The 22,409-nt window shown below is 62.2% G+C and carries 28 protein-coding genes; 25 read left to right on the plus strand and 3 right to left on the minus strand.

The features are described 5' to 3' along the window. The first annotated feature begins 206 nt into the window (after positions 1-206). The 21 genes from B8446_RS12815 (at position 207) to B8446_RS12920 (ending at position 14,945) form a co-directional block, all read left to right on the plus strand. Positions 207-731 (plus strand): hypothetical protein, encoded by a 525-nt coding sequence (locus tag B8446_RS12815; RefSeq protein WP_048850216.1) that lies wholly within the window; start codon positions 207-209, stop codon positions 729-731. Continuing rightward, positions 728-937, plus strand: a complete 210-nt coding sequence (locus B8446_RS12820) for a hypothetical protein (RefSeq protein ID WP_048850219.1) — start codon at positions 728-730, stop codon at positions 935-937. The genes B8446_RS12815 and B8446_RS12820 overlap by 4 nt, the downstream gene beginning before the upstream one ends. Continuing rightward, on the plus strand, positions 934-1,188 hold the full coding sequence (locus tag B8446_RS12825; RefSeq protein WP_048850221.1) for a hypothetical protein: 255 nt from the start codon (positions 934-936) through the stop codon (positions 1,186-1,188). Before B8446_RS12820 ends, B8446_RS12825 begins: the two co-directional genes overlap by 4 nt. 1,049 nt (positions 1,189-2,237) lie before the next feature. After that, a complete protein-coding gene (locus tag B8446_RS12835) occupies positions 2,238-2,813 on the plus strand; it encodes a hypothetical protein (RefSeq protein ID WP_148505993.1) in 576 nt (191 codons plus the stop codon). An 85-nt stretch (positions 2,814-2,898) separates the two neighbouring features. After that, positions 2,899-3,147, plus strand: a complete 249-nt coding sequence (locus B8446_RS12840) for a hypothetical protein (protein ID WP_048850225.1) — start codon at positions 2,899-2,901, stop codon at positions 3,145-3,147. After that, positions 3,134-3,658 (plus strand): terminase small subunit, encoded by a 525-nt coding sequence (locus tag B8446_RS12845; protein ID WP_084712327.1) that lies wholly within the window; start codon positions 3,134-3,136, stop codon positions 3,656-3,658. Before B8446_RS12840 ends, B8446_RS12845 begins: the two co-directional genes overlap by 14 nt. Then, positions 3,642-4,958 carry a phage terminase large subunit gene (locus B8446_RS12850; protein ID WP_148505994.1) on the plus strand — a complete coding sequence of 439 codons (1,317 nt, stop codon included), beginning with the start codon at positions 3,642-3,644 and terminating at the stop codon, positions 4,956-4,958. Before B8446_RS12845 ends, B8446_RS12850 begins: the two co-directional genes overlap by 17 nt. A gap of 11 nt (positions 4,959-4,969) precedes the next feature. After that, positions 4,970-6,487, plus strand: coding sequence for a phage portal protein (locus tag B8446_RS12855; RefSeq protein ID WP_048850229.1), 1,518 nt, complete (start codon positions 4,970-4,972; stop codon positions 6,485-6,487). A gap of 41 nt (positions 6,488-6,528) precedes the next feature. Beyond that, positions 6,529-7,149, plus strand: a complete 621-nt coding sequence (locus B8446_RS12860; protein WP_048850230.1) for a phage scaffolding protein — start codon at positions 6,529-6,531, stop codon at positions 7,147-7,149. An 86-nt stretch (positions 7,150-7,235) separates the two neighbouring features. Beyond that, positions 7,236-8,600 (plus strand): hypothetical protein, encoded by a 1,365-nt coding sequence (locus tag B8446_RS12865; RefSeq protein ID WP_048850233.1) that lies wholly within the window; start codon positions 7,236-7,238, stop codon positions 8,598-8,600. Between the two features lie 134 nt (positions 8,601-8,734). Next, the gene (locus B8446_RS16440; protein WP_199484114.1) at positions 8,735-8,911 is read left to right on the plus strand and encodes a hypothetical protein; all 177 of its coding nucleotides are present in this window, start codon (positions 8,735-8,737) and stop codon (positions 8,909-8,911) included. After that, a complete protein-coding gene (locus B8446_RS12875) occupies positions 8,875-9,276 on the plus strand; it encodes a hypothetical protein (protein ID WP_048850237.1) in 402 nt (133 codons plus the stop codon). Before B8446_RS16440 ends, B8446_RS12875 begins: the two co-directional genes overlap by 37 nt. 11 nt (positions 9,277-9,287) lie before the next feature. Further along, positions 9,288-9,716 (plus strand): hypothetical protein, encoded by a 429-nt coding sequence (locus B8446_RS12880; protein ID WP_048850239.1) that lies wholly within the window; start codon positions 9,288-9,290, stop codon positions 9,714-9,716. A 3-nt stretch (positions 9,717-9,719) separates the two neighbouring features. After that, positions 9,720-9,905 (plus strand): hypothetical protein, encoded by a 186-nt coding sequence (locus B8446_RS12885; RefSeq protein WP_048850240.1) that lies wholly within the window; start codon positions 9,720-9,722, stop codon positions 9,903-9,905. Position 9,906: 1 nt separating this feature from the next. Next, a complete protein-coding gene (locus B8446_RS12890) occupies positions 9,907-10,587 on the plus strand; it encodes a hypothetical protein (protein WP_048850242.1) in 681 nt (226 codons plus the stop codon). Next, complete coding sequence (locus B8446_RS12895) at positions 10,587-11,627, plus strand: hypothetical protein (RefSeq protein ID WP_048850244.1); 1,041 nt, start codon at positions 10,587-10,589, stop codon at positions 11,625-11,627. Before B8446_RS12890 ends, B8446_RS12895 begins: the two co-directional genes overlap by 1 nt. A 16-nt stretch (positions 11,628-11,643) precedes the next feature. Further along, positions 11,644-11,946: a hypothetical protein gene (locus B8446_RS12900; protein ID WP_048850247.1), complete on the plus strand. Its 303-nt coding sequence runs from the start codon at positions 11,644-11,646 to the stop codon at positions 11,944-11,946. Further along, positions 11,946-13,448, plus strand: a complete 1,503-nt coding sequence (locus tag B8446_RS12905; RefSeq protein ID WP_048850248.1) for a phage tail sheath protein — start codon at positions 11,946-11,948, stop codon at positions 13,446-13,448. Before B8446_RS12900 ends, B8446_RS12905 begins: the two co-directional genes overlap by 1 nt. 117 nt (positions 13,449-13,565) lie before the next feature. After that, a complete protein-coding gene (locus B8446_RS12910; RefSeq protein ID WP_241767785.1) occupies positions 13,566-13,889 on the plus strand; it encodes a hypothetical protein in 324 nt (107 codons plus the stop codon). Continuing rightward, positions 13,886-14,233 (plus strand): hypothetical protein, encoded by a 348-nt coding sequence (locus B8446_RS12915; protein WP_048850252.1) that lies wholly within the window; start codon positions 13,886-13,888, stop codon positions 14,231-14,233. Before B8446_RS12910 ends, B8446_RS12915 begins: the two co-directional genes overlap by 4 nt. Before the next feature lie 250 nt (positions 14,234-14,483). Continuing rightward, on the plus strand, positions 14,484-14,945 hold the full coding sequence (locus tag B8446_RS12920; RefSeq protein WP_241767786.1) for a hypothetical protein: 462 nt from the start codon (positions 14,484-14,486) through the stop codon (positions 14,943-14,945). Here B8446_RS12920 and B8446_RS16785 read toward each other — a convergent pair. Further along, complete coding sequence (locus B8446_RS16785; RefSeq protein WP_084712328.1) at positions 14,925-15,515, minus strand: restriction endonuclease; 591 nt, start codon at positions 15,513-15,515, stop codon at positions 14,925-14,927. The genes B8446_RS12920 and B8446_RS16785 overlap by 21 nt on opposite strands. A gap of 18 nt (positions 15,516-15,533) precedes the next feature. On the opposite strand from B8446_RS16785, the gene B8446_RS16445 reads away from it, so the two are divergent. Both B8446_RS16445 and B8446_RS12935 read left to right on the plus strand, forming a co-directional pair. Further along, positions 15,534-17,840: a hypothetical protein gene (locus B8446_RS16445; RefSeq protein ID WP_199484115.1), complete on the plus strand. Its 2,307-nt coding sequence runs from the start codon at positions 15,534-15,536 to the stop codon at positions 17,838-17,840. Positions 17,841-18,000: 160 nt separating this feature from the next. Then, the gene (locus B8446_RS12935; protein ID WP_084712329.1) at positions 18,001-19,665 is read left to right on the plus strand and encodes a glycosyltransferase family 2 protein; all 1,665 of its coding nucleotides are present in this window, start codon (positions 18,001-18,003) and stop codon (positions 19,663-19,665) included. Between the two features lie 89 nt (positions 19,666-19,754). Here the strand turns inward: B8446_RS12935 and B8446_RS12940 are convergent, their stop codons facing one another. Together B8446_RS12940 and B8446_RS12945 are read right to left on the minus strand one after the other, a co-directional pair. Then, positions 19,755-20,006: a hypothetical protein gene (locus B8446_RS12940; protein WP_048850261.1), complete on the minus strand. Its 252-nt coding sequence runs from the start codon at positions 20,004-20,006 to the stop codon at positions 19,755-19,757. Next, entirely contained in the window at positions 20,003-20,992 is a 990-nt protein-coding gene (locus B8446_RS12945; RefSeq protein ID WP_053053874.1) for a Rha family transcriptional regulator, read from the minus strand. The genes B8446_RS12940 and B8446_RS12945 overlap by 4 nt, the downstream gene beginning before the upstream one ends. A 321-nt stretch (positions 20,993-21,313) precedes the next feature. On the opposite strand from B8446_RS12945, the gene B8446_RS12955 reads away from it, so the two are divergent. Both B8446_RS12955 and B8446_RS12960 read left to right on the plus strand, forming a co-directional pair. Beyond that, a complete protein-coding gene (locus B8446_RS12955; RefSeq protein WP_048850265.1) occupies positions 21,314-21,595 on the plus strand; it encodes an Arc family DNA-binding protein in 282 nt (93 codons plus the stop codon). A gap of 158 nt (positions 21,596-21,753) precedes the next feature. Then, positions 21,754-22,398, plus strand: a complete 645-nt coding sequence (locus tag B8446_RS12960) for a DNA/RNA non-specific endonuclease (RefSeq protein WP_158507592.1) — start codon at positions 21,754-21,756, stop codon at positions 22,396-22,398. Positions 22,399-22,409: the final 11 nt, after the last annotated feature.

Below are 22,409 nucleotides of genomic sequence, written 5' to 3' on the forward strand. Positions count from 1 at the left end.
GTCGATTGGGCTGCATCGTGCGCCAGAACGCAGCGCGAGCACGCCCCGGGCACAAATGCGCGCGCGAGAGCCCAGCAGAGCCGCGCTGAGGCCGGTGCGGGGGTGGCGATGGGTGTGACTGCCGGGCGAGGCCATAAAGGCGCTGTGCGGGCTTCTGTGAGCGTCTGTCACGTGAGCCCGGATCCCCAGAATGGAGGAGTTGCGCGATGACCGACACCCGCAAACCCTACGACCCCGCATGGCCGCACGGCTTCGAGACGCGTGACGGCAAAAAGATCGTAGCTCGCTTCTACGGGCCGTTCGGTTTTTATGCGAGGCAGTGGATGCTCGAGGACGATATGATCCTCTTAACGGATGAAAATGGCCGCTGCCCGGTCAGTGACGGGCCGTCCGATGATGACATCTTCTGCACCCCCGCGCCGGTCGAGAAGCCGCTTGAGTGCTGGGTGAACGTATATCCAAGCGGAATGGTCATGCACATGGACAGCCGCAGCAACGCTTTGGATCTCGCGGCTAAAGTTTGCCCCACACGCGTAGCCGTCCACATGCGCGAGGTCACGGACGAACCTGCAGCCAACGAGCCGGGCGCGTTGAGTGCGGAGCAGGTGACCACCTTGCGTGCAGCTTTGTCGGATTTGATAGACGCTGCGGCCGACTGTTCCGACCCGATCGACCCGCAGGCCTTTGAGTTTGCCCGCCGTGCGCTCGCTGAGACAAAGGGGCAGCCATGACCACCCTCACCGCGCCCCAGCGCCGCGCGCTTCTGTGGCTGGCCGAGACGCCGGGGGAGTGGCGTGCGGCAAATGGCGATCCACATCTTCGGTCTTTTAGCTCGGACCTCGTGGAATTTAGCGGAACCATGACCTGCTACGGCTGGGCATCCGTAGCGCGCCTCACCCCCGCAGGCATCCAGGCCGCGAAGGAATTGGCAGCATGACCCAGCGATCGCAGGACCGTCAGCACACCGGAAAGCGTGGTGCCGCGCAGAGGAAGGCGCGACGGGAGGGGTATGCTGCGGCAGCGGAATATCGGGATCGGTTTAACGCTCCCACAGAAACCGCCCTAGCTGATTGCGTGGATGACGCGGGTATTTTCTACCCGAAGAACCCGCGCATTGCTGGCGCCTTCCGTCATGGAGCCCACGATTGGGCGCGCAAACACAAGGGGCTGGCCGATGAGGTGGCGTGACATCCTCAACCCGTGGGGTGCGCTGCGGGAGGCGCGGGCGGAGATCGAGCGTCTGAACAAAGGCTACCACAGCCTAAATGAGAACTGGTTCGACGCTCAAAAAGCCGCTCTGCATGCGGGTGGTGTGGCTCGAAGCGCAATAATCGAGCGCAATGCCCTCCGCGCCGAGCTTGATCTCTGGCGGCCCAAGCAAATGAATGAGGCGCAGTCAGTCACGTCCAGCAGAGCCCAGTGTGTCGCGCCGAAGCGGGATGCGAAGGGGAGGTTCGTGGGGTGAACGATGAATGGAAGATCGCGCTGGCTACATTAGTCGGCGTCGGCGTGATGATATTTTCAATCTGCGCCGGAGTTGCGCTTCTAGGCCTAGCCTTCGGGCACGTTGCGCCATGACCGCCCTGCCCGTCGTTGCGTCGTTCTGGTCGCATCGGGCGGCGGATCGGAAGTGGGGTGTGCGGTGATCGCGTTCCCTGATGTAGACGTGATGCTGTTTCGAGCCATGCCGTTCCCTCTTCCACGCGAGACGGAAAAGCGCTTGGAACGCGCCGCGTTGCGGTGGTTACTCAATGAAAGGGCCGAGTGGTCAGCGGCTATCTTATGCGATGGCATAGATGCTCGCTTGGGGGTCATGTCTCTTTTGAGCCGAGTTCCAGACGCGGTCGAAATGCGTATGGGTGCGCTTGGGATAGAATACCGTCTTACTGATGCGGGGAAAGCTCGAGCTTGGAAGGCTCAATAAAAGCCACTCATCGTCACCGCAGACATACCGTGACAGCCGTTGCGTTTGCGAGGCGATGGGTGTGGTGCGGGGATGATGCGCGATTGTCTGTTCGTGACTTGGGTGTTCGGGATAGGAGCTGAGGTTGTTATCCCTCAGCCTCTTGAAGGCGGGATATTTCAACATGCCGTGCTTGGGTTCGCAGTGGTACTACTTGTTCGCGCGACCGCTAAAGCAGCGAAAATACCGGGCGCATGATGTGGTATTACTGTACTCTCTTTACGACATCGGGTAGAATCATCACTTCCTGACGCAGCTTTTCCCGGAGCACCGAATGCCAGCCACGCCGACACGAAAGCGCCGCGTCGAGTTTCAGCCTCGGGACGAGTTGGGGCCGACTGCGGAGCGACGCCAGCACCAGGATTTTCGCACGACGAATGGCGTGACCCGCGTGGTCACGGGCGTCGAGATCCTGCGCCAGGCGGACGATATTGATGACGATGCTCAGGACGCTGCCTATCGCTGGCTGTGCGAATTCGTCTGGTCGCAGCACGGGTATCTCGAATATCGCAACCCGCGCGATCCTGATGGCCTGAAGAATGACGCGATCTCGTGGAACCTGACACGGGCCAAGGTGGGCAAGCGGATCCAGATGATCAGCGAGAAGCTCGGGCCGCGCGCGCATGTCCGGCTGGAAATGCTTCTGGTGCAGGAGATGTCGTTCTCGCGGATCGGGGCTGCGATCTGGCCAGGGATGCTTCGGCAGAACGCGGCCCAGCGGGCTCAGGCGCAATGCGCTCTCGTGCTTGCCGAGCTCCCGGACGCATATCGTCGCGTTCGGGAGATCGAGCGTCGGGAGGAAGAAGCACGAGCGCAAAAGAAAGTGCTTGTACCTGAACTGCATGCATGAGAAGATTCAGATAGAATAGCCGAACTGCGCAGGTTTCTTGCATCCGATGCCCACCCTCTCGCCAGAACAGAGGATGGGGCGGGCGATGATCGTGCGCATGTTCGAGGATATTGCGGCCACGCACGTCGCCGAGCGCGGGAATGTCTCTTCCAAGGATCGGCGCGAGGCTATTGCTTTCCTGACCGATGAGGGCGGCCCGATGGCCCATTCCCGGCAGGACTGGTGTGATCTGATCGGGCTCGATGCGCGAAAGGTTCGCCGAGCAGCGCTGCGGATCCTTCGTCAGGGCACCACGAAGAAAGAATTGCACAGGTTGATGGATGCCCCGGCATAAGCGACTGAGAGACGGGCTGAACGAGAAGCAGATGCATTTCGTCCAGGAGTATCTCATCAGCTTCAATGCGGCAGAAGCCGCGCGGAACGCTGGGTATAGCAAGCTGTCGGCCAAGAAGATCGGGTTTGAGCTTCTTGAGCGCGAGGACGTGCAGTCCGCCATTCGGGAAGCGATCGAGGCCCGCGCTCGCCGCACCGAAATCACGCAGGACCAGGTGCTACGCGAGTATGCGAAGATCGCGTTTGGAGACATCCGCGACATCTTCGGCGCTAACGGCGAGTTGCTGTTTCCGAGAGATTTCTCGGACGGCGCGGCCGGACGAATTGCCGGGATCGAGGTCATCCTCAAGCGGAATGCGGAGACGCAGGAAGTCGAGCGCGTGGCGAAGGTCACGACCACTGACAAGCTCGGTGCGCTCAATTCGCTCGCCAAGCATCTTGGCATGTTCACAGGTAAGGGCGATGACCAGAAGACGGTAATCGTATTCGGCAAGGATGACGAAGCGCTCTGAATTCCGGCTGACGGATGTTCAGGCGCAGGCAACGAAACTGCTGGGCGGTCCGGCGCGGTCGATCCTGCTCCGCGGCGGTTCCCGGTCCGGCAAGACGTTCTGTCTGATCCGGGCGGTGGTTGTTCGAGCGCTCAAGGCGCCGGGCTCGCGGCACGGAATTTTTCGCCACACGCTTCAATCGCTCAAAAGCTCGGTTGTCAACGACACGTTTCCGAAAGTCATGGAGCTCTGCTTCAAGGGCGTTGCCTACAAGATCGACCGCCAGAACTGGGTTGCGGACTTCGCCAACGGATCGTCCATCATCTTCGGCGGTCTGGACGACAAGCAGCGGACAGAGAAGATCCTCGGTCTGGAATTCGCGACGGTCTACCTGAACGAAGCGAGCCAGATCAGTTACGGCGCGCGGATGATGCTGCTGACGCGTCTGGCGCAGAAGATCGATCGCATCGACGGTCAGCCGCTGCCGATGAAGGAGTATATCGACGCCAACCCGCCGACGACGTCGCACTGGCTATATGCGTTGTTCGAGGCCGGAATCGAGCCGAAATCGGGCGAGCCACTGGCCAATCGCAGCCTCTTTGCGACGATGCAGCTCAACCCGCAGTCGAACGCCCACAATCTTGCGGCCGGGTATCTCGACTCTCTCGAGAGTTTGTCGGAACGCGAGCGGCGTCGGTTCCTGCTAGGCGAATATCAGTCCGCGGTTGAGGGCGCGCTGTGGCGCCTGGAGATGTTTCGCCGGGCTGGCCCGGTGTCGAATACGGATCTCAAGCGCATCGTGGTCGCGGTCGATCCGTCCGGGTGCGCCGGCAAGGAAGACAGGCGCTCGGACGAGATCGGCATTTCCGTCTGCGGCATCGATCATCGGGGCATCGGGCACGTGCTCGAGGACGCCACGCTGCGCGGCGGCCCGGATGAGTGGGCGCGCGCGGCAGTCGCGGCTCATGACCGATGGGGCGCGGACAGGATTATTGCGGAGCGCAACTTCGGTGGCGCGCTGGTCGAGAGCAACATTCGGGCAGCGCGCGCAAACGTGCCGGTCAAGCTGGTCACTGCATCGCGCGGCAAAACGGCACGAGCCGAGCCTGTGGCGGCGCTCTATGAGCAGGGCCGCGTCGTGCATCACGGGCGCTTCGTGGATCTCGAGGACCAGCTGACGCAGTTCAGTGCGGCTGGATACCAGGGCGCGAAGTCGCCTGACCGGGCCGACGCGCTGGTCTGGGCGCTGACCGAACTGATGCTGGAGCAGCAGGTCGCTCCAGCACAGTGGGTGCCGACGAATTTCAATCTTGGTCGCTGAAAGGCCGCTCTGTGGACTGGCTGGAACTCAAGGCGCAGTATCCGGAACCCGCCGGCCAGCCGCCCCGATGCGCCGAGCTGCTCGCATTGCGGCGCGTGCTGGACGGCACGCAGTATGACGATCTGCCCAACCCGTTCTCGCGGGAGAAATCCGGCGCAGGCGAATACATCCCGCTCAGCAAGCGGCGCCCGAGCGTCCGGTCAAACCTGTGCAGCGCTGTCGTCGATGAATCGACGTCTCTGCTTTTCGGCGACACGCATTGGCCCACGATCAAGGCCGACCATTCGAACACGGCGGACGCCCTCGCCTGCTTCGTCAGAGAAAGCGATCTCCCGGCGCTGATGCTGGATGCGGCACGACGTGGTTCGGTCGGATCCGTGGCGCTGCTCGTCGAGACCGTGAAGCGGGTGCTGCGCGTTTCGGTGCTGGACACGGCCTATCTCACGCCGGCCTGGGATGGTGCGACGCGCGAGCTGACCCGTGTCGTCGAGCGATACATGCTGACGGGCCAGCAGCTTGCCGAGGCGGGATTCGAGATCCCGACCGAGCGCATGCAGGTCAAGTTCTGGTGGCGGCGCGAGTGGGACGACCAGGCCGTCACGGTGTATGTGCCGCAACCGGTCGCGGCAGATGCGCCGGAGCCGGTGATCGATGCGACGCGCAGCGTGACGCACGGGCTCGGGTTTGTGCCGATCGTGTGGATCCGGAATCTGGCTCCTGCCTCGCAGGTGGGTGAGCCTGATGGGCCGTGCACGTTCGGCCGCGCGATCGATACCGTGATCGAGGCCGACTATCTGCTGTCGCAGGGCAGTCGCGCGCTCAAATACATGTCCGATCCGGTGCTCGTACTGAAGTCTGGCGGGGCTCCGGGCGGAGCCGCGCACCAGGGCGGTTCGGCATCGGCCCTGAATCTCCCTCCCGAGGGTGATGCGAAGCTGCTTGAGATCAATGGCGCGGCATCCGGCGCGCTTCTCGAGATGTATCGCGAGCTCCGGGCGCTCGTACTTGAGCAGTTGCACGGCAATCGCGCGCATGCGGACAAGCTGAGTGCTGCTCAATCCGGCCGCGCCATGGAGATGATGTGCCAGTCGCTGATCTGGCTCGCGGATCGCTTGCGCCAGTCATATGGGGATGGCGGTCTGCTGCCGTTGCTCAAGATGGCCTGCCGGTTTTCCTCAGCGCTGACCGATGGCGTCCGGATAGGCGGGACCGATCGGAAGTCTCTTGATCCGACCGGGCTTGATCTGCACTGGCCGGACTGGTTCCCGCCGACCACGCCGGAACTGCTGACGCTGGCCCAGGGGCTGGTTACAGCGGTGGACGGCAACATCCTGTCGAACGAGACGGCGGTGCAGATCTATGCGGCACGCGCTGGCGTTCCGGACGGCGCCGGGGAATGGCAGCGTGTCTCGGCGCAGATCCGCGACGCAGAGGCGAAGGCAGCGCAAGCCGCTGCTGCCGCAAAGGCTTCCGATGATCGCAAGGCTGCGATCGTGGGTAACACGCTCTCGCACCAGGTCGAGGCGTAACCGCCGGCCGATGCCGGCACCACCATAACGATGAGGGACTGATGTCCGACGACCCAAACGGTTCGCCCGATGGCGGAGCCGATCCGAATACTGCGCGCGAATTGCAGCGGGCGCGGGCCGACCTGACCGCCTTGCGCTCCGAGCTCAAGGCGATCCGTGGCGAACGCGACGCTGCAGTCACCGAGCGCGACGACGCGATCAAGTCCCGCGACGGCTACAAGGGTCAGATCGAGAAGCAGCGGGCCGAGTTCGAGGGCAAGCTCGCCGATCAGACCAAGGCAGCCGACGAAGCGAAGACCGCCGCAGAGCAGGCGCTTGCAGGCGTGCGGGAAGCCTCCGATCGCGCGGTGATCGAGGCGGAAGCCAAGGCCGCCGCGACGCGACTTGGCGCGCACAATCCGGCTGATGTGGTTCGTCTGCTCGACATGTCGGGCGTGAAGCGCGGTGAGGATGGCGCGATCGCGGGCCTGGACGAGGCTCTGACGGCCGCCAAGGAAGCCCGCGCCTACATGTTCGGCGAAGCACCGAAGCCTGGCGCGATGACGGGCACGACCCAGTCGCCGGCGCCACCGAAGCCCGGTGCTCCACCGAAGGAGACGGTCCGGGAGTTGTCGACTGCGGAATATGAGGCGCGCAAGCGGCAATTTGTCGCGAACCTCTGACGATTTCTACGCCCGGCTGATGCTGGAGCGCTTACCCGCCTGATGGCGATCCCCCGAAACAGCATCAGCAAAAAAGAGAAGACGACGTGTCCATCAATAATTTTCCCGCTCAGCTTGTCGCAGCGATCCAGCAGGGCTACCTTGCACGCGAGTTTCAGACCGGCCTCCAGTCGAAGCTCGGCTTCCGTGGTGTGGCCGATCGTGAAGTGTTCCCGAATGCGATCGGTGAAACGCTGACCAAGACGCGCAAGAGCCTCAAGACGCCGGTCACCACGCCGCTCAATCCGACCGCGAATACCAATTTCGATAACGGTCTGACGTCGAGTGACTGGGGCGTCGAGCAGTATACGCTCTCAATCAACATGTATGGCGACACGATCGACCTGAACATGGTGACGAGCGGCGTGGGCATTGCCTCGCAGTTCCTGGCCAATGCGCACACCAACGGCATCCAGGCCATGCAGTCGCTGGATCGGCTGGCACGCAACACGCTGTTCGGCGGTGCTCTGAACGGTGTTGGCGGCTATCTCGGCGGCAATACGCGCGTTGTCACGACGCTCGGGTCTGCAGGCACGTCCGTCGCTGTCGACGACATTCGCGGCTTCCAGCGCATGCTGATCGAGGGGCAGGTTGTTGCGGTAGGCTCGGCCGCTGCTCTGACCGTGACGATCGGTTCGGGCGTCTACAGCCTTGTCGGCGCAACCGCTGACGCAACGAACGTTTCGACGGCGCCGGACGGCGTGTCGGGATCTCTGACGCTGAGCGCGAACGTCTCGGTGTCCGATGGCACGGCCGGCAATGCGGTCGTGGCGGCAACGGCCCCGTACGTGATCCGTCCGAACAATCGGCTGACGACGGCGGCCCTTGCAGCCGGTGACACGCTCGGTATCCAGAACGTTCTCGCCGGCGTGGCCGCGCTCCGGCGCAACAACGTGCCGATGATCAACGGCGCCTATCACTGCTACCTCGACGATCTGCAGCTGCTCGGCCTGTTCCGAGATGCGGACTTCAAATACCTCTACCGCGGTGCCTATGGATCCGAGGAGTATCGGAACGGCGAGGTCATCGAGCTTCTCGGCGTCCGCTTCATTCCGACCACCGAAGCGCCGCAGCAGGCGGCGATCAGCGCTGCGGCGGGCCCGATCCATCGCGCGCTTGTCGTCGGCCAGGGCGCTCTTGTCGAAGGCGACTTTGCCGGGACCGGTCATTCGGACATTCCCGACGCGGACCGCGCCCTGATCGAGAAGATCGACGATGTGGCCATGGTCACGCGCGAGCCGCTCGACCGCCTGCGGCAGATCATCGCGCAGTCCTGGTACTGGATCGGCGGGTTTGCGCTCCCGACGGACTCGACCGCGAACACCTCCATCATCCCGACCGCGACCAACAGCTATCTGAAGCGCGGTGTGGTGATCGAAAGCCTGGGCACCGACGGGGTGGCTGCAGCCTGATGCCTCGCGGGCACTATGACCGCACGGCGGCGCGCGCCAAACGCGCGTCGTTGGCTCCTGTCGAGGCACCGCCGTCTCCGCTCGACCTCGGTGAGGCGCCTGAAGATGCGTGCGAGCCTCGACAGAATGGCCCCATGCGCGTTGTCCAGGCGCACGGCTACCGCGAGGCGCGGTTCAATCGCGGCGTCTTCCACTGGGCCGCAGGCGAAATCATCACCAACCCCGATGAGATCGCGCATCTGATCGAGCGCGGGGCAAAACTGGAACCGGTTGCATGTCCGGAAGCACCGCACTCAGCACCAACGCCCTGACGGACGCCGAAAAGACCGATATCCGCCGTTTCATGGGGTATCCGGCGATCGGCTCAGTCGCGACTGGCCAGTCGTCGTGGCGCTTCTTCACGGCCTACGGCCAGAACGAGTGGCGCATGAACAATCTTGCGCCTGCCGAACTGCAGCAGGTGCGCCTGTATCTCGCCCAGCTCTACCCACTCGAAACCGGCGTGATCGGTGCTGCAGACAATCTCGATACGGATCAGGCGGCCGTCTGGAAACGGAACCGGTCCGAAGTCACTGACCGCATGGGTCTCTACGATATGTGGCGCCGCCGCCTGTGCGGGTTCCTGGGCATCCCGCCCGGCCCGGACCTGTGCACCGGCTCTCAGATCGTCATCTGAAAGGAAGCATCATGACCGACGTCGAAAGCCTTCGGGACGACGAACCGCGCCTGAACGCCATGGGCGTGCCGTTCCCGCGCACGGCCTGGGCACTGGTCCGAAATGGTGTCATCGCGAAGATCGTCCATACCTACGACCACGAGCATCATCCCTTCGGAGACATCGCCCAGGGCGAGGCGGAGCCCGAGCATGGCCCGGTCGCGTTGACGGGCGAGCATGTGTTGCGCGTGGACAGCTCGATCGCGGCTGTCGGCGATCTGGTCGACGCCAAGGGCAACACCACACCGGCCGAGGGCCGCGCGCGCCCGCTTATTCCCGGTGAAGCTGCCTATCGCGGGCCGACGAGCGCTCAGATCCAGCCGGCGGAGCACGAGGGCGGCGGCGCACCGGAAGCTGCCGACCCCGAGAGGCAGGATCCGGATCTACCGGCCGGGGAGTGAATCATGCCGCGCAAGCCCACAACTCTCGCGGCTTATGTGAGGTCCCAGCAGGACCGCCGCGAGGACCGCCAGAACGCCGCACTCGTCGGCATGCCGGTGAAGCAGTTCAAGCGCACCCGCGAGGCCAAGACGATCGACCGGGCTGTCGTGGCGCTCGACAACAAGATAGCGCGCTCGCGCAGGACGTAACGTGGTTAATCAGGCGCTCATCCAGAAGAAGGTCGCGGCCGGATACGCAAAGGCCGCGCTTCGGCTGGGGGCAATGGTGTCTCAATACCGTCCCGCGTCGCTGACGGAGCCGCTGGCAGCCGCGATCGCGACGCCGATGGCCGATTTCTCGAACAATCCGGCCTTCGCGTTCCGATCGCCGCCGCTCTGGGACAAGCCTGTCACATGGGCCCTGGTCGATACGACGGACGTTCTGGCCGGCGACATTTTCGTGGCGCCGATCGGCACGTATTTCGTGGCGCGCGTCGAGCCCTATCGGCCGCCGGTCTGCATGCTGACGAACCGGACGGTCACGCTGTCTGGCGATGCGGGCGCGGGCTCCACGATCGGAGCGGGCGCCACGTGCTCAATGGCAGGGTACGACAACGCCGAATACGGCCCCTCGCCTGTCTTCGGCGGCACGGCTCTCGCATCGGGCTGGCCCGCCTTCATCACGCTGAAGAACAAGGGTCAGGTGCCTGAAACCGGCATTCCGGGCGACCTGCGCGCCGGTGAATTCGAGATGTTCCTGCCGGTCATGCCGGACTTCGTGCCGGCTGTAGCCATGACGGCGGTCACCGATCTCGGAACGCCTTATCGGCTCACGGCCGTTGAGCCCTCGCCTTATGGAACGCGCTGTCAGATGGAGGTCGTGCAGATCTGATGGCTGACATCGGCAGTACGGCTTCGGCGCTCGCGATGACGGCCGCATCCGTGATCTATCCCGACGGTCTTTCGCCGGTCACCGGATCCGTCACCGGGACGCAGACGATCGTGCGCCGCGGATGGCCGACACAGCCGGATTTCTCCGGTGCCTGCGGAATGGCCAAGGGCATCGATCTGGTGAGCGTCATGCCGATCGGCGGCGCGTTTCGCCCTCTGTCCGAGCCGCTTGGCTGGCCTTGGGAGACGATCTCGCAGACTGCGGCAACAGTGACGCTCGCAGCGGATGGCGACACGCTGACGGTGGTGATCACAAGCAGCGCGATACCGTCCGGAGTTGTGGGCGCGACGCTCACTGCCATGCCCGGCAGCGTCGTGCAGCCGAACGTCGCCATTTCCTACGTCGTCCAGAGCACTGACACAGCGGACACGATCGCGGCGGCGCTCGCCGGCCAGATCCCCGGGGCCTATTCGTCGGGCGCGAGCGTCACGTTCCCGGGCGTGTCTTCCATCGCGCCTGTCACTGGCGGGACTGCAACGGCACGTCGTGTGGTGCGTCGGCAGCGGCAGATGTTCTCTGTCTCCGTCTGGTCGATTTCCTGGCAGCGCCGGGACGCACTGGGGCTTGCCCTGGACGCCGGCCTCGCTGGCACGAACTGGATCGCCAATATGGACGGCACGGCATCCCAGATCGTCGGCGCTGGCGCGATCGAAGTGGATGGTGGCCAGAACCAGGGCATCTACCGGCGCGACCTTCGATACTGGCTCGAGTTCGATACCGTGCAGACCATGACCGCGCCGCAGATGATGTTTGGCATCGGCATGTCCCGCGTGGTCGCGGAGGCCGGCGTCGTGCTGCAGCCTTTCGGACAGACGGCGCCGATCGCCGGCATCGCGACCGATTCCAATGGCGACATTCTGATCGATGCAGGCGGCAACCTGATCGGCCAGGTGCAGCAGCCCTATGCGGGGCTGTTCGTGAATTCAGGCGGCTACGTTCTTCAGGACGGCAGCGGCAATCTGGCCGGCGATCCGGCCTAAATTCCAGGAGAAAACGATGAGCGGCACATCGGCTACGAGCGCGGGCTCGTCGGCCAGCGAACCTGTGTCCGGCGGCGGCACCATCTCGTCGGGCGGGACTGCGGCGAGTGGCACGGTCGTCAGCAGCGGAGGCGCTGCAACGTCCGGCACGGGCGCGGCGCCATCCTTCGAATACGTCGTGCGGTCGCCCTTCGCTTCCTACAAGCCCGGCGACGTCATCAAGGACGCCGCAACAATCGAGGCGCTGAGCAAGACCGGACAGCTCGGCCACAACTGCGTGCGCGTTCTGTCGGCCGCCGCTCGAAAGGATGCCCCGTAATGGCGACCATCTATCAGTCCGGCGCCCTGAACACGACGGCCCTGGTCGTGCCGGGCATGTATGTCCAGATCGTTGCGCCCAGTACGCTCAACATCAACGGCGTGTCCACGAGCCGGATCGGCTTTGTCGGCACGGCAGGATGGGGCCCGGTCAACAAGCCCGTCGTGATCGGCGGCATGAACGACTACTTGAGCGCCTATGGACCGAAGCAGGCACTCACGTCCGACCTGGGGCTGGCGGTCAACGTCGCCTACCTCCAGGGCGCTGCGGACTTCCGTTGCGTGCGTGTCACGGACGGGACTGACACCGCGGCGACGCTGACAGCGAACGGCATCACGTTCACCGGGATCTATACCGGCACGCAGGGTAACGCGATTTCGGTGCAGTTCGCGCCAGCAGCAAGCGGTGCCGGTGGCACGCTGACGGTCGGCCACGCGCTGCTCGGCACGAAGGCCTATACCGGCGTCAGCTGGGCCGCAATCCAGGCGGCCGTGGCCGCAGACGCTGCGGCGCTGATCGTCATGTCCATTGGCTCGAGCCCGACCTATGCCGCGATTGCGGCGACGTCGCTGGCCGGCGGCACGGACGGCGGCACGCCTTCCACCACAGCTTTCCTCGGCTCTGCCGGGTCCAGCACCGGATCCGGCACAGGCATGTATGCCCTCGCCAGCCAGAGCTGCGCGTTCGGCGTGCTGTGCGGCCTGACGGACTCCACCTCGTGGAGCACGCAGGCGGCATTTGGACTGTCGAACGGCATCTACATGGTCACGTCCGGACCGTCCGGCGACACGATCAGCAACGGGACCACGACCTTCGCGTCGTCCGGGGCCACGTCCTATGCGCTGAAGTGCATGTTCGGAGACTGGCTGTGGTGGAACGACGACACGAACGGCCTGATGCTCATTCCGCCGTCTCTGCATGCGGTGGGTGTCATGGCGGGGCTCGGGCCGCAGCAGTCGAGCCTGAACAAGCAGCTCTACGGCGTTGTGGGCAGTCAGAAGTCCGGCCTCGCCTCAACAGGCGCGTCCCTGACCTACTCGAGCGCCGAACTCGAGGCGCTGATTGACGGCGATCTCGACGTCATCTGCTACCCGGCCCCTGGCGGCAGCTACTGGGCGTGCCGCGCCGGCATCAACACGAGCGGGACGGCCGTCGAGTCCGACGACAGCTACACGCGCCTGACCAACTATTTTGCGGAATCCTTCGCGACGAGCCTGGGCACGTATATCGGCGCCACGATCAACGCGACGCTGTTCAGCGACGTGCGATCGACGTTCCTCGCATTCCTGTCGTCCTGCCTCTCGCAGGGAATTCTCGGCACGACGGACGGCAGCACGCCTTACGCCGTGGTCTGCGACGTCTCGAACAACCCTGTCTCGCGTACGTCGCTCGGCTACCTGCAGGTCGATGTCCAGATCCAGTACCAGGGCATCGTCAAGAAGTTCATCGTCAATCTTCAGGGCGGATCGTCGGTCACCGTGACGACCTCCGCCAGCTCGTAAGGGGGCGTCGTTATGGCTCAGGCTGCCTATTCGATCGGCCGAAATTGCCGGATCACTTTCCTCTGGGGCGGCAGTCGTGTCGATCTCCGCGATGTGACGGGATTTCAGGCACGGCAGATGACGCAGACGCTCCGCGCTGCGCCGCTCAACAGTCTGCCGGTCCAGTTTAGGATCCCTGATGGCTGGGAGGGACGTTTCCAGATCGTGCGCGCTAACGCCAATCTGGACACGCTCGTTGCGTCAATCGAAAGCGGCTTCTGGTCTTCCGGCATTATCCAGCAGGGCACGCTGTACCAATACATCGATGAACCGGACGGGAGCACAACGACCTGGGAATATAGCCAGGTCGCGTTTTCGCTGAGCAGCGACGAGTGGCGTCAGGAAAACATCATCAACCAGTCGGCTGAATTCTATGCATCCCAGAGGACAAAAATTTCATGAGTAATATTCCTGATTCGATCACACTGGACGACGGGCGCAAGTTGACACTGCGCGAACTTGATCCAGGCGACCAGCTCGACCTGATCGAGGCCGCAGGCTCAGCGATGAACAGCGAGGCTGCTGGCGCGTGGATGGGTTATGCGCAGATGATCGCGAGTGTCACCGCGATCGACGACGTGCCCGAGCAGATGCCGATCACGAAAGAAGAGATCAAGAAGCTTGCCCGGAAGCTGGGCAATGCCGGCGTTCTGGCCGTGCAACGCACGCTTTACCCTGAAAAGCAGAAAGAGCCTGGCGTCGCTGACGGGTCACTCAGCGAAGAGGCAGCCACCGCAAAAAACTGAGCAGGCATCCCGTGTTTCAGGAGATGCTATTCCTCGCTGAGCACGGGGTGCCATGGGATCTGTCCAAAACGTGGTCGCGAGCCCGGAGAATGGCCGCATGTGTAGCCATATCCGAGCGCAAAGGCGCTGTGTTTTCATGGGAAACGATGACCTATCTTCAGAAGGCCGGTGAATGATGCGCCAGTTTCGAAGCCCGGACGCGTTTGCTGCCTTTCTCCGGGATCGGGTGATCGGGACACTTCCGGGCGCGGTGCACCGCGGTGTCGCCGATGGCGCTGATCTCATCAAGACTGAGACAAAGGTCCAGATCGGGCATTATCTTGAAGGGCCAGAAGCAGGACTGCCGACCGCGCCGCTTGCCGATCGCACCATCAATGAGCGGATCCGAATGGGTTATACGCCAGACGACCCGGGGCTTCGATCGGGAGACATGCGCGAGAGCTACGGAACGCGCGTCAGTGAGTCCGCGCTGCGCGTGGATGCATCCATCGGGTCAGATGACCTGCATGCGGTTTATTTCGAGTTGGGCCGCACGATATACACGGACAAGGGCGTTAATTATCAGCCGCCCCGTCCGGAGCTTTCCGTTGCTGCAATTCGCAATGAGGACAGAGTCGTCGATGGCGTTTCGCGTGCGATCGTCAGGGCCCTGGAAGGCCGACCTTTGCCCAACCGCCCGGTCACAGACGAATCAGAGAATTCGGATCTGTGAGTCGGATATCAGAAGCACTTCCAGTCGCCGGGCCATGTCTCGTGCTTGAGGAGTGAAGCCCTTCGGGGCGATGACGCAGGCGCCAGCCGTGCGGTGATAGCCCCGCCCGGCGTGCGCCTCCTGCACGGCCCTGCTCCCTGTTGGCTTGGAATATCCCTTGCATTGGATCGACATCGTTCGGCCATTGCGTGACGCGATGAGATCGCAGCCCGCGTCGCCGGAGCCTCCGACATGACGCACCGCCCATCCTGCGGCGCGGAAACTTTTTGCGCAGTGATGTTCGTACGAAGTGCCGATCTGCGCCGTCGTGGCATCCGCGCCAAGCTGTCCCCATGGCTGTGCGCCGAGCGGCGTCGCCGGAAAGGACGATTCCCACTGAGGCCATGAAAGGCTAGCACGCCTGGCCCGGAAAGCTGCAAAGCTCCAGCGCGCAAGGTCGAACAGGACCAGCCCTGCCCACCAGAACAGCAATCCGCAAATCCAAATTGTCCAGCATGCGGCAATGAACAGACCCATAATCAGGGCCGCTTCGCCACCGCCGCGTCTTGCGCGCCCGTATCGGCGCCTCATTGAATAGTCCGGATTGCCATGTCAGTCGAAGCATACCAGATCGCCGTCTCGTTTGTCGCGGATGCGACGCGCGTCAACCGCATGGTGGATGAAATCATCGCGGGGATGGCCCGGATCACGGCGGCGCAGCGCGAGGCTCAGGTGGGCTTTACGCAGATGGCTTCGGCGCTCGGCGGGTCTCGCCGGCTTGCATCCGGCATGGCTAACGATCTCGAACGCGCGGCTCGCGCAGCCCGAGATATCGCGTCGGCGAGCAGCCGATTCCGTGGCTTCGCGGGCAGCGGAGGAACCTCGGCATCAGGAAATGGCGCCTCTTCTGCACGGAACGCGCAGGCCGATAGTGCTTCCTCAGGATCCGGCGGTGCGGCTCCACTCGCTTCGCAGCGCCTTTTGCCTCCTCCACCGCTCCGTCTCAGTTATGATCCAAACGCCTTCCGCACCACTGCGACGGCGGGCATTCCCAGCAACAGCATTTTAGGAGGTGACGGCATAATCGTGGGCGCGCCTTACGGGCCGGCGCCGCTGACACCGCAAACTGTTCGATCTCAGTTGTTGCTGCCACCGCCTTCGCGCGCGCCGAGCACTGCCCTCACCGTTATCCCCGGACAGGGAGACAGCTACGGCAGCGGGCCCAACTTCCGGGGGTCAAGTTATACGCCGAATTTTGTGTTCGGAACTGCTGCGACCGCAAATGGCCCGCAGTACGGACCTGCAGTGCCTCCAGGCTTCATTCGAGCGCAGCAGAACCGTCAGACGGCGCAGGCAGTCGCGTCCGGTCTTGGCCGCGTTGCGCCTTACGTGCCTCGTATCGGTCCTTGGGCCGCGTTCGCTGGGATTTACGGAGGGGCTCACGGCATCCACGCCATGTTCCGGCAAGGTGAGCAAGCCGATGACACGCTCGCGCTGATGGCGCACGCGTATGGCCCAAACGGGCGGCTGTTTTCGGACCTCCAACTCAGCCAAGCATCAGATGCGGCGCTGGCGGCGGTCCGCAATACGCCCGGGGCGAGCTACACCGGCACGTTAGAGATGATTGCCCGCGCGTCAGGCATCACTGCGGACGCAGGTGAAGCCCTTCAGCTTGCTCCAACCTTGGCCCGAGCGGGGCAGATTTTTGCACTTCGCGGCGCTGGGCCCAATGCCGTGCAGCAGGTTGAGGCGGCTATTCAGGCAGGCGAAATTTCCGGTCTGAACGGCCCTAATGGCCAACTGGATGTCGGTAAGCTCCAGACCTTTATCAGCCGCCTTTCGCAAACAGCATATGCGATGCAGGGCACGTTCAGTCTGCCTCAATATCTGACTGGTTTGCGACAATTCGGCGTTGGCGCTTCTGGCGCGGACATGAATTTTCTGACTGCGCGTCTGCCATCCATCATGCGCGTAATGCAGGAAAGCCGAGCTGGCACGGCACTTTCGTCGCTCGACCAATTGATGCTGGCACCAGCGCCAAACACGCGCAATCGAGCCTACGCGCAGGAGCAGACACGGCTTGGACTGCGGGACCATGGTGGCAACGTCGTCAACCGAGACGAACTCGTCCGTGATCCCGCGCAATGGTATTATGACACGCTCGTTCCAGCGCTTTCATCGCACGGATACACCGATCGGAATTCCGTCATCCAAGAGATGAATCGGATATTCTCCCGATCGACGGTACAGCGCCTGGGCGCATCCTTGAGCGCTGATACGACTCTCTACAGTCGGGAGTATCAGCGGAATCTGGCGCAGCAGGCGCAGGGCGACGCGCCATTGATGGCGTATCTTCAGAATGCTCCTGGCGCACAGTTCTCGTCATTCACAGAGGCGTGGCGCGCATTCGAGGCCGTCACGTCTCAGGCCATGATGACGCCAGTCGTTAGCTCGGTACAGCTCATCACGAAGGCTCTGACCGAGGTAACGAGCTATGTGCATGAGCATCCAAATGACGTGCGCCAGTTTGGGGATGATGTGCACCTGATCACAGCGGTCATGGTCGGAGCGGCCCGTCTGATCGGAACTGCATACTCGCTGTTACCTGCTCCGCTACGGAGTGCGGCTCTCGGGGCAGCAGCTGGCGCCGTACCGGGGGCGGGTGTTGGATCCGTTGTCCCTGGCGTGGGAACTGCTGCCGGTGCCGGGACAGGCGCAGTCTTGGGCGGCTTGAGCGGCTTGGCGAGCTGGATCAACGATCGGGATGATCGCTACATCGCCGAGTTTAAGCGCGCGCTCGCGCAGAAGAACATTCAGGTCACGGTTCGGGACGATCGCCCGAGCCCCACCGCCACCACCGGGCAGTGGGACCCCCTCCAGCACCCGCCGCTGCCGGGGGCGAGTCCGGGGCATTGAGGCCCGAATGGGCCTTCTGAGTGCATCTGGGCTCAGGTAAGTCAAGTTTTCCGCTCGCGGGCGATAGAATTCGTTAAAGATTTGACAATTCTCGATATGTTAGATAGCCCAAAAGAGAAGGGTCCGTGACGAAAAATTCCTCCGACGCTGGAGATTATTCATGAATCTTAATGCGAAAAAATTTGCCGTCGATACTGCAGATTCAATACATCCCGCAAGATTCATGGGTAAAAGTTCATCATCAGCCCAGCGAATTAGATGTGCTGCGTTATGTGTAGTTAAAAACGAAAAAGAAGACATAGTGTATTGGGCTGCGTGGTACTTTGCGCTCGGGTTTGATTCCGTCATAGTTTATGACGATGCGTCAGAAGACGGAACATATGCCTCTCTGCTTTCAATGAAAGGCGATTTCGATATTCGAGTAACGCGCATCGAGTGGAGTGCTACGCGTCACGATGTCCGTCAGGTTCAAGTCTATAATCATGTAAATAAGCTATATCGCGATGAATTTGATTGGATAGCTTTTTTTGATGCCGATGAGTATCTCGATTTGTATGGGAAAAATGTCAAAGATTACGTGACCTTGTTTGATGATTATGATTGTATAGCGTTCAATTGGTGCAATTTTGGTTGTGATGGCTACATTAGGCGCCCATCTGGACCGCCATACGAGAGCTTCGCCAAGCATTCTGACAAAAATTATTTTTTGAACCGACATACGAAGGTTATGGCCCGGCCGAGGTCCATAGCTGATGACGCGATCAACTACGTCCATAGCGCTCCTGTGCCCGATGACCGCATTGCGGACGCTGCTGGTCGCCCCGTGAAATGGGCGCCTGGGCATCCTGGGTTGACGGGCGAGGCACCCGACTGGGAGGGCGCGCGCCTCATCCATTATCGCTACCGTTCCGTAGAACACTTGGTGCGCAGGCAATACTGGGGCAGCGATCTGCGACGTGAGCTGACGCACAACGCGATCGGCGATCTGTTGAGTGCTGAACTCTTGCAGATAGAGAGTGGAATCGACTCGAATTATTCTGCCGCTGTTGATAGCATACTGCGGCAGATGACAGAAAACTATGTTTCCTTTCTCGCTGAACAGATGGACGGGAGCGGAGCTCTGCTTCGTTCTATTTTTGCCCAGTCGGCTTTCGGTCGCAGCCATCGCGATAAGCTTGAGACATTCAGTGAGAGCAAAGATTTTTTCTCCCATCAGCGGGCCATGGGGTGGGCGTCGGATCACACTAGGCCTGAGAGTCTTCTAGACGCCTGTTTCCCGGACCATCAATCGGATTTGATGTTATGCAGCTTCCAAAACGAAGCTGGTGACTACATTGCAGTCCGCGACGGAAGCGTGGTTCTGGATCGCCAACCGGATCAGTTGCTTTTGGGCTTGATTGTCCGCGACGTCCCGTATTGCCTTTTCTTGACGGAAGGGTTGGCTCCCTTCCGCATTGAGCACGACGTGCGGCGTTTCCCAATCAAACCCTACCAAACATTCGTCAACCCCGGGACTGAGGCGACGGTATCCTTCCTAAACCCGAGAACCGCACGCTATCTGTGCGGTAACAGGCTTACCGAAGTCATAACCGCCGATCGGGTAATGCCAAGCGGCTGGGAGTCGTTTCGTCCGGTAGGTCCTCGTTCCTACGGGCCCGATATCGAGCGCATTGGGAGGAAAATTCTGGGATGCCCTACCGTCTTCGACATGAAAAGCGCTAGCGAGCGCGATATTGTTGCTTACGGAGCCGTAATTGGCATGATGTCCGCCGAACAGCGGCGTTTTATCGAGGGCGCGTTTGGTATGACCCCGGAGCTGCTGTAGCACAGCTTTGAGCGTGTCGTGCATCAGCAGCCATAGGAAACATCGGCTGCCAATCCGACCTCCAGTCGCATAACGGTCAAACGGGCGCCCTAAAGCGCCCCCTCCAACGTCTTCGCCTTGCGGGCAGCGAACCGGGTAATCGTCTCCTCTGCATCCAGCTCGCTCCAAAGCTGCATGATGGCGCGGGCAGCGCCGCGCAGCTTGTCGCGCTGTTCTTCAAGCGGTTTGGGGCTGCTGGCGCGAACATCAGGAAACACGTCGATGCACCGCCCGAGCGCCCGCGCGATCTCGCTGCCCGTCATGCGAGGCGCGCCGGGTTCGACCCCGGCCAGACCCGTCATGACACCGGCTCCGGGGTGCGCGCGAAAGGGACGTCACCTCCCGGCGCACTCGCCAGCCATTCCTCCACGCGCGCCACGACGTTTGCTCGCCACTTGAGCTGGCGAACCGGCGTGCCGTCCGTGTGCGCCTTCCCGGTGTCCTGCATCACAGCGTACGGCTCGCCCGCCTTAGTCGGGAGCCACACCTCATCGCGCCCGACCTTCTCCTTGGCCTGGTAGCCCATCGCCCGCAAAGCGCGATTGATCGCCTGGGCGCCGAGCCCGTTGCAGCGCTGGCCGATCGCGGTCGGTGTAAGAAGCTGGTCGGTCTCAATCGCCGTCAAGTGCGTCGTGCCGGAAATCGCCATCAGGTCGATGCCGGTCTCGCGCTTTACCGCCGCATTCGCCGCAAGGATCGCCTGATTGCGATCGAGGCCCGTCGCCTTGTTGAACGACAGCAGCGACCGGAACATGCCGTTGGCATGCTGGATGCCGGTCAGCTCCGTGCGGGGCCGACGCTTCCGGTCCGACTTCGTGACGCCCATGATCTCCAGCACGGTCGTGTCGACGAGCCGGTTCATCTGGAGCGACGCGCGCTGGATGTCCGCACGCAGCGCCGTGATCGCGATCTCCTGCTCGCGTGAGAGGGTGGTGGCGTTCGGCTGGGCGGCGCCGTGCTCCAGATCCATCCAGCGGCGGACGACTTTGAGGCGGCGAGCCGCGTCGTAGCCAAGCACAAGGTTGTAAGTCAGATCCTGCGTCAGATCGATCGACGAGGTATATCCGCGCGCGTCCTTATGACGAACATAACCCATTGAATTTGCCTGATGGATCAGATTTGAGCCATCCTTTTCAAGGGCACCAATCATTCCTTCGATGTCGCGAATGACGTTCTTGTGCTCCTTCCCCGTCAACTCTGCGATCTCACGGGACGACATTGTCAGGCCAACCGCTGCTGAAAGGATGGCGCTGGAAGCAATGGACGTGTTTGTGCTATCTGCGGTCATTGCAGTGGTCTCCTGATTCACTGTTGAGAGGCGTTGGGGGAAGTCGCCAAACCGGACCCTGACGCCTCTTTCGTTTTGGCTTGCAGTTCGCGCGCCATCGCGCAGAACTCGCCGTTCATGCTTCTGTCATTCGAAGCTGCTAAATCTCGCATAAAGCTGAGAAGTTCGCGGTCTATTCGAAGCGTGAGAAATGCTATGTCTTTCATGGCCTTTCCAAAATGAAGTCACTTTGACTTCGTATTATGAAGTCATTATGAAGTCATTATGAAGTCATTATGAAGTCAACTGGAAAGATGCGCCACTTTCCGTTAGCGATACAGCATGTCCGATGATCAACGCGCTACGTTCACATTGAGGGCCTCAAGGGATCTTCTGGATCGCCTCAAGGCGGCCTCTGACGCGCGTTCCCATTCAATGAATGCCGAGATCGTGCAGAGGCTTGAAGAGAGCCTTTATCTGTCAGGTTCTGCTCAGGTGCTTGCAGGCACCGAACTTTCAGATGCTGAACGGGCTTTGGTAGATAGCTGGCGCAAAATAGATGGCGAGGCGCGGCGCAGTCTTGGGCACCTGTTGAACGCTCTGACGCACAAGTCGGCTGAATGATCGTTCATTCAGCGTAAGGCAACACCGGATATCCCTTTACCTTGACCTTTCCCGCCTCGACAGTGTGGGTTGCCGCCGTCGCCCTCCTGTTGTCGCATTCGTGCACGGTCCGTCCGCCCTCAGCCTGCGCCGCAATGTTCGTCGGCCAGACAGCGCCAGTGTCCGGCACCGCGACCCGCATGCTCTGCAATAAAGGCTATGCGGTCGGCGTGGACCGGCACGGCGAGCCGATCTGGAGCGCAGAGCATCTTACCGAGGAAGGGCTTGAGCAGGCCGAGGCGGAGCCCGGGCGCAGCACGTTTGAGCCAGACCACCGACTCTGGCCCGGCTTCCGCTCCGAACTCGACGACTTCCGCCGATCGGGATGGACGCGCGGGCACCTGACGCCGAGCGCTGACATGCCGCATGGGCCCGAGCGAGACGAGACGTACTTGCTATCGAACGTAGTGCCGCAGGATGCCCGGCTCAACTCAGGCAAGTGGGACCGGATCGAGCACGCCGTCCGAGATCTGGCGACCGCGGACGGTGAGATCTTCGTCGTGACCGGTCCGGTGTACGGGACTGCACCGCAGACGATCGGGCCGGACCATGTGCCGGTCCCGGTCGCCGTATGGAAGGCGATCTATGACCCGGCCGATCGCGCTGGCGTGGTCATCGTGTGCGAAAACACTGACGAGGAACGCTGTCACGAAACCGGGCGCCAGGAACTGCAGGCGCTAACCGGGGTTGATCCTTTTCCGGGCGTCGCGATTGGCGCGGTCCGACTTGAGAGCGAAAGGGTTAGTCGAGCCGCCACGGAATAGAGCCACCCAGC

Origin of the sequence: Tanticharoenia sakaeratensis NBRC 103193 (assembly GCF_000963885.1) — a bacterium.
GTDB lineage: Bacteria > Pseudomonadota > Alphaproteobacteria > Acetobacterales > Acetobacteraceae > Tanticharoenia > Tanticharoenia sakaeratensis.

Excerpts from the sequence above, each read along its gene's own strand:
- B8446_RS12945 (WP_053053874.1), bottom strand. The coding sequence starts at position 20,992 with ATGACCGCAGATAGCACAAACACGTCCATTGCTTCCAGCGCCATCCTT.
- B8446_RS12875 (WP_048850237.1), top strand. The coding sequence starts at position 8,875 with ATGTCCGGAAGCACCGCACTCAGCACCAACGCCCTGACGGACGCCGAA.
- B8446_RS12840 (WP_048850225.1), top strand. The coding sequence starts at position 2,899 with ATGATCGTGCGCATGTTCGAGGATATTGCGGCCACGCACGTCGCCGAG.
- B8446_RS12885 (WP_048850240.1), top strand. The coding sequence starts at position 9,720 with ATGCCGCGCAAGCCCACAACTCTCGCGGCTTATGTGAGGTCCCAGCAG.
- B8446_RS12815 (WP_048850216.1), top strand. The coding sequence starts at position 207 with ATGACCGACACCCGCAAACCCTACGACCCCGCATGGCCGCACGGCTTC.
- B8446_RS12900 (WP_048850247.1), top strand. The coding sequence starts at position 11,644 with ATGAGCGGCACATCGGCTACGAGCGCGGGCTCGTCGGCCAGCGAACCT.
- B8446_RS12940 (WP_048850261.1), bottom strand. The coding sequence starts at position 20,006 with ATGACGGGTCTGGCCGGGGTCGAACCCGGCGCGCCTCGCATGACGGGC.
- B8446_RS12820 (WP_048850219.1), top strand. The coding sequence starts at position 728 with ATGACCACCCTCACCGCGCCCCAGCGCCGCGCGCTTCTGTGGCTGGCC.
- B8446_RS12845 (WP_084712327.1), top strand. The coding sequence starts at position 3,134 with ATGCCCCGGCATAAGCGACTGAGAGACGGGCTGAACGAGAAGCAGATG.
- B8446_RS16440 (WP_199484114.1), top strand. The coding sequence starts at position 8,735 with ATGCGCGTTGTCCAGGCGCACGGCTACCGCGAGGCGCGGTTCAATCGC.
- B8446_RS16445 (WP_199484115.1), top strand. The coding sequence starts at position 15,534 with ATGTCAGTCGAAGCATACCAGATCGCCGTCTCGTTTGTCGCGGATGCG.
- B8446_RS12915 (WP_048850252.1), top strand. The coding sequence starts at position 13,886 with ATGAGTAATATTCCTGATTCGATCACACTGGACGACGGGCGCAAGTTG.
- B8446_RS12935 (WP_084712329.1), top strand. The coding sequence starts at position 18,001 with ATGAATCTTAATGCGAAAAAATTTGCCGTCGATACTGCAGATTCAATA.
- B8446_RS12860 (WP_048850230.1), top strand. The coding sequence starts at position 6,529 with ATGTCCGACGACCCAAACGGTTCGCCCGATGGCGGAGCCGATCCGAAT.
- B8446_RS12905 (WP_048850248.1), top strand. The coding sequence starts at position 11,946 with ATGGCGACCATCTATCAGTCCGGCGCCCTGAACACGACGGCCCTGGTC.
- B8446_RS12825 (WP_048850221.1), top strand. The coding sequence starts at position 934 with ATGACCCAGCGATCGCAGGACCGTCAGCACACCGGAAAGCGTGGTGCC.
- B8446_RS12895 (WP_048850244.1), top strand. The coding sequence starts at position 10,587 with ATGGCTGACATCGGCAGTACGGCTTCGGCGCTCGCGATGACGGCCGCA.
- B8446_RS16785 (WP_084712328.1), bottom strand. The coding sequence starts at position 15,515 with ATGAGGCGCCGATACGGGCGCGCAAGACGCGGCGGTGGCGAAGCGGCC.
- B8446_RS12910 (WP_241767785.1), top strand. The coding sequence starts at position 13,566 with ATGACGCAGACGCTCCGCGCTGCGCCGCTCAACAGTCTGCCGGTCCAG.
- B8446_RS12880 (WP_048850239.1), top strand. The coding sequence starts at position 9,288 with ATGACCGACGTCGAAAGCCTTCGGGACGACGAACCGCGCCTGAACGCC.
- B8446_RS12955 (WP_048850265.1), top strand. The coding sequence starts at position 21,314 with ATGTCCGATGATCAACGCGCTACGTTCACATTGAGGGCCTCAAGGGAT.
- B8446_RS12850 (WP_148505994.1), top strand. The coding sequence starts at position 3,642 with ATGACGAAGCGCTCTGAATTCCGGCTGACGGATGTTCAGGCGCAGGCA.
- B8446_RS12835 (WP_148505993.1), top strand. The coding sequence starts at position 2,238 with ATGCCAGCCACGCCGACACGAAAGCGCCGCGTCGAGTTTCAGCCTCGG.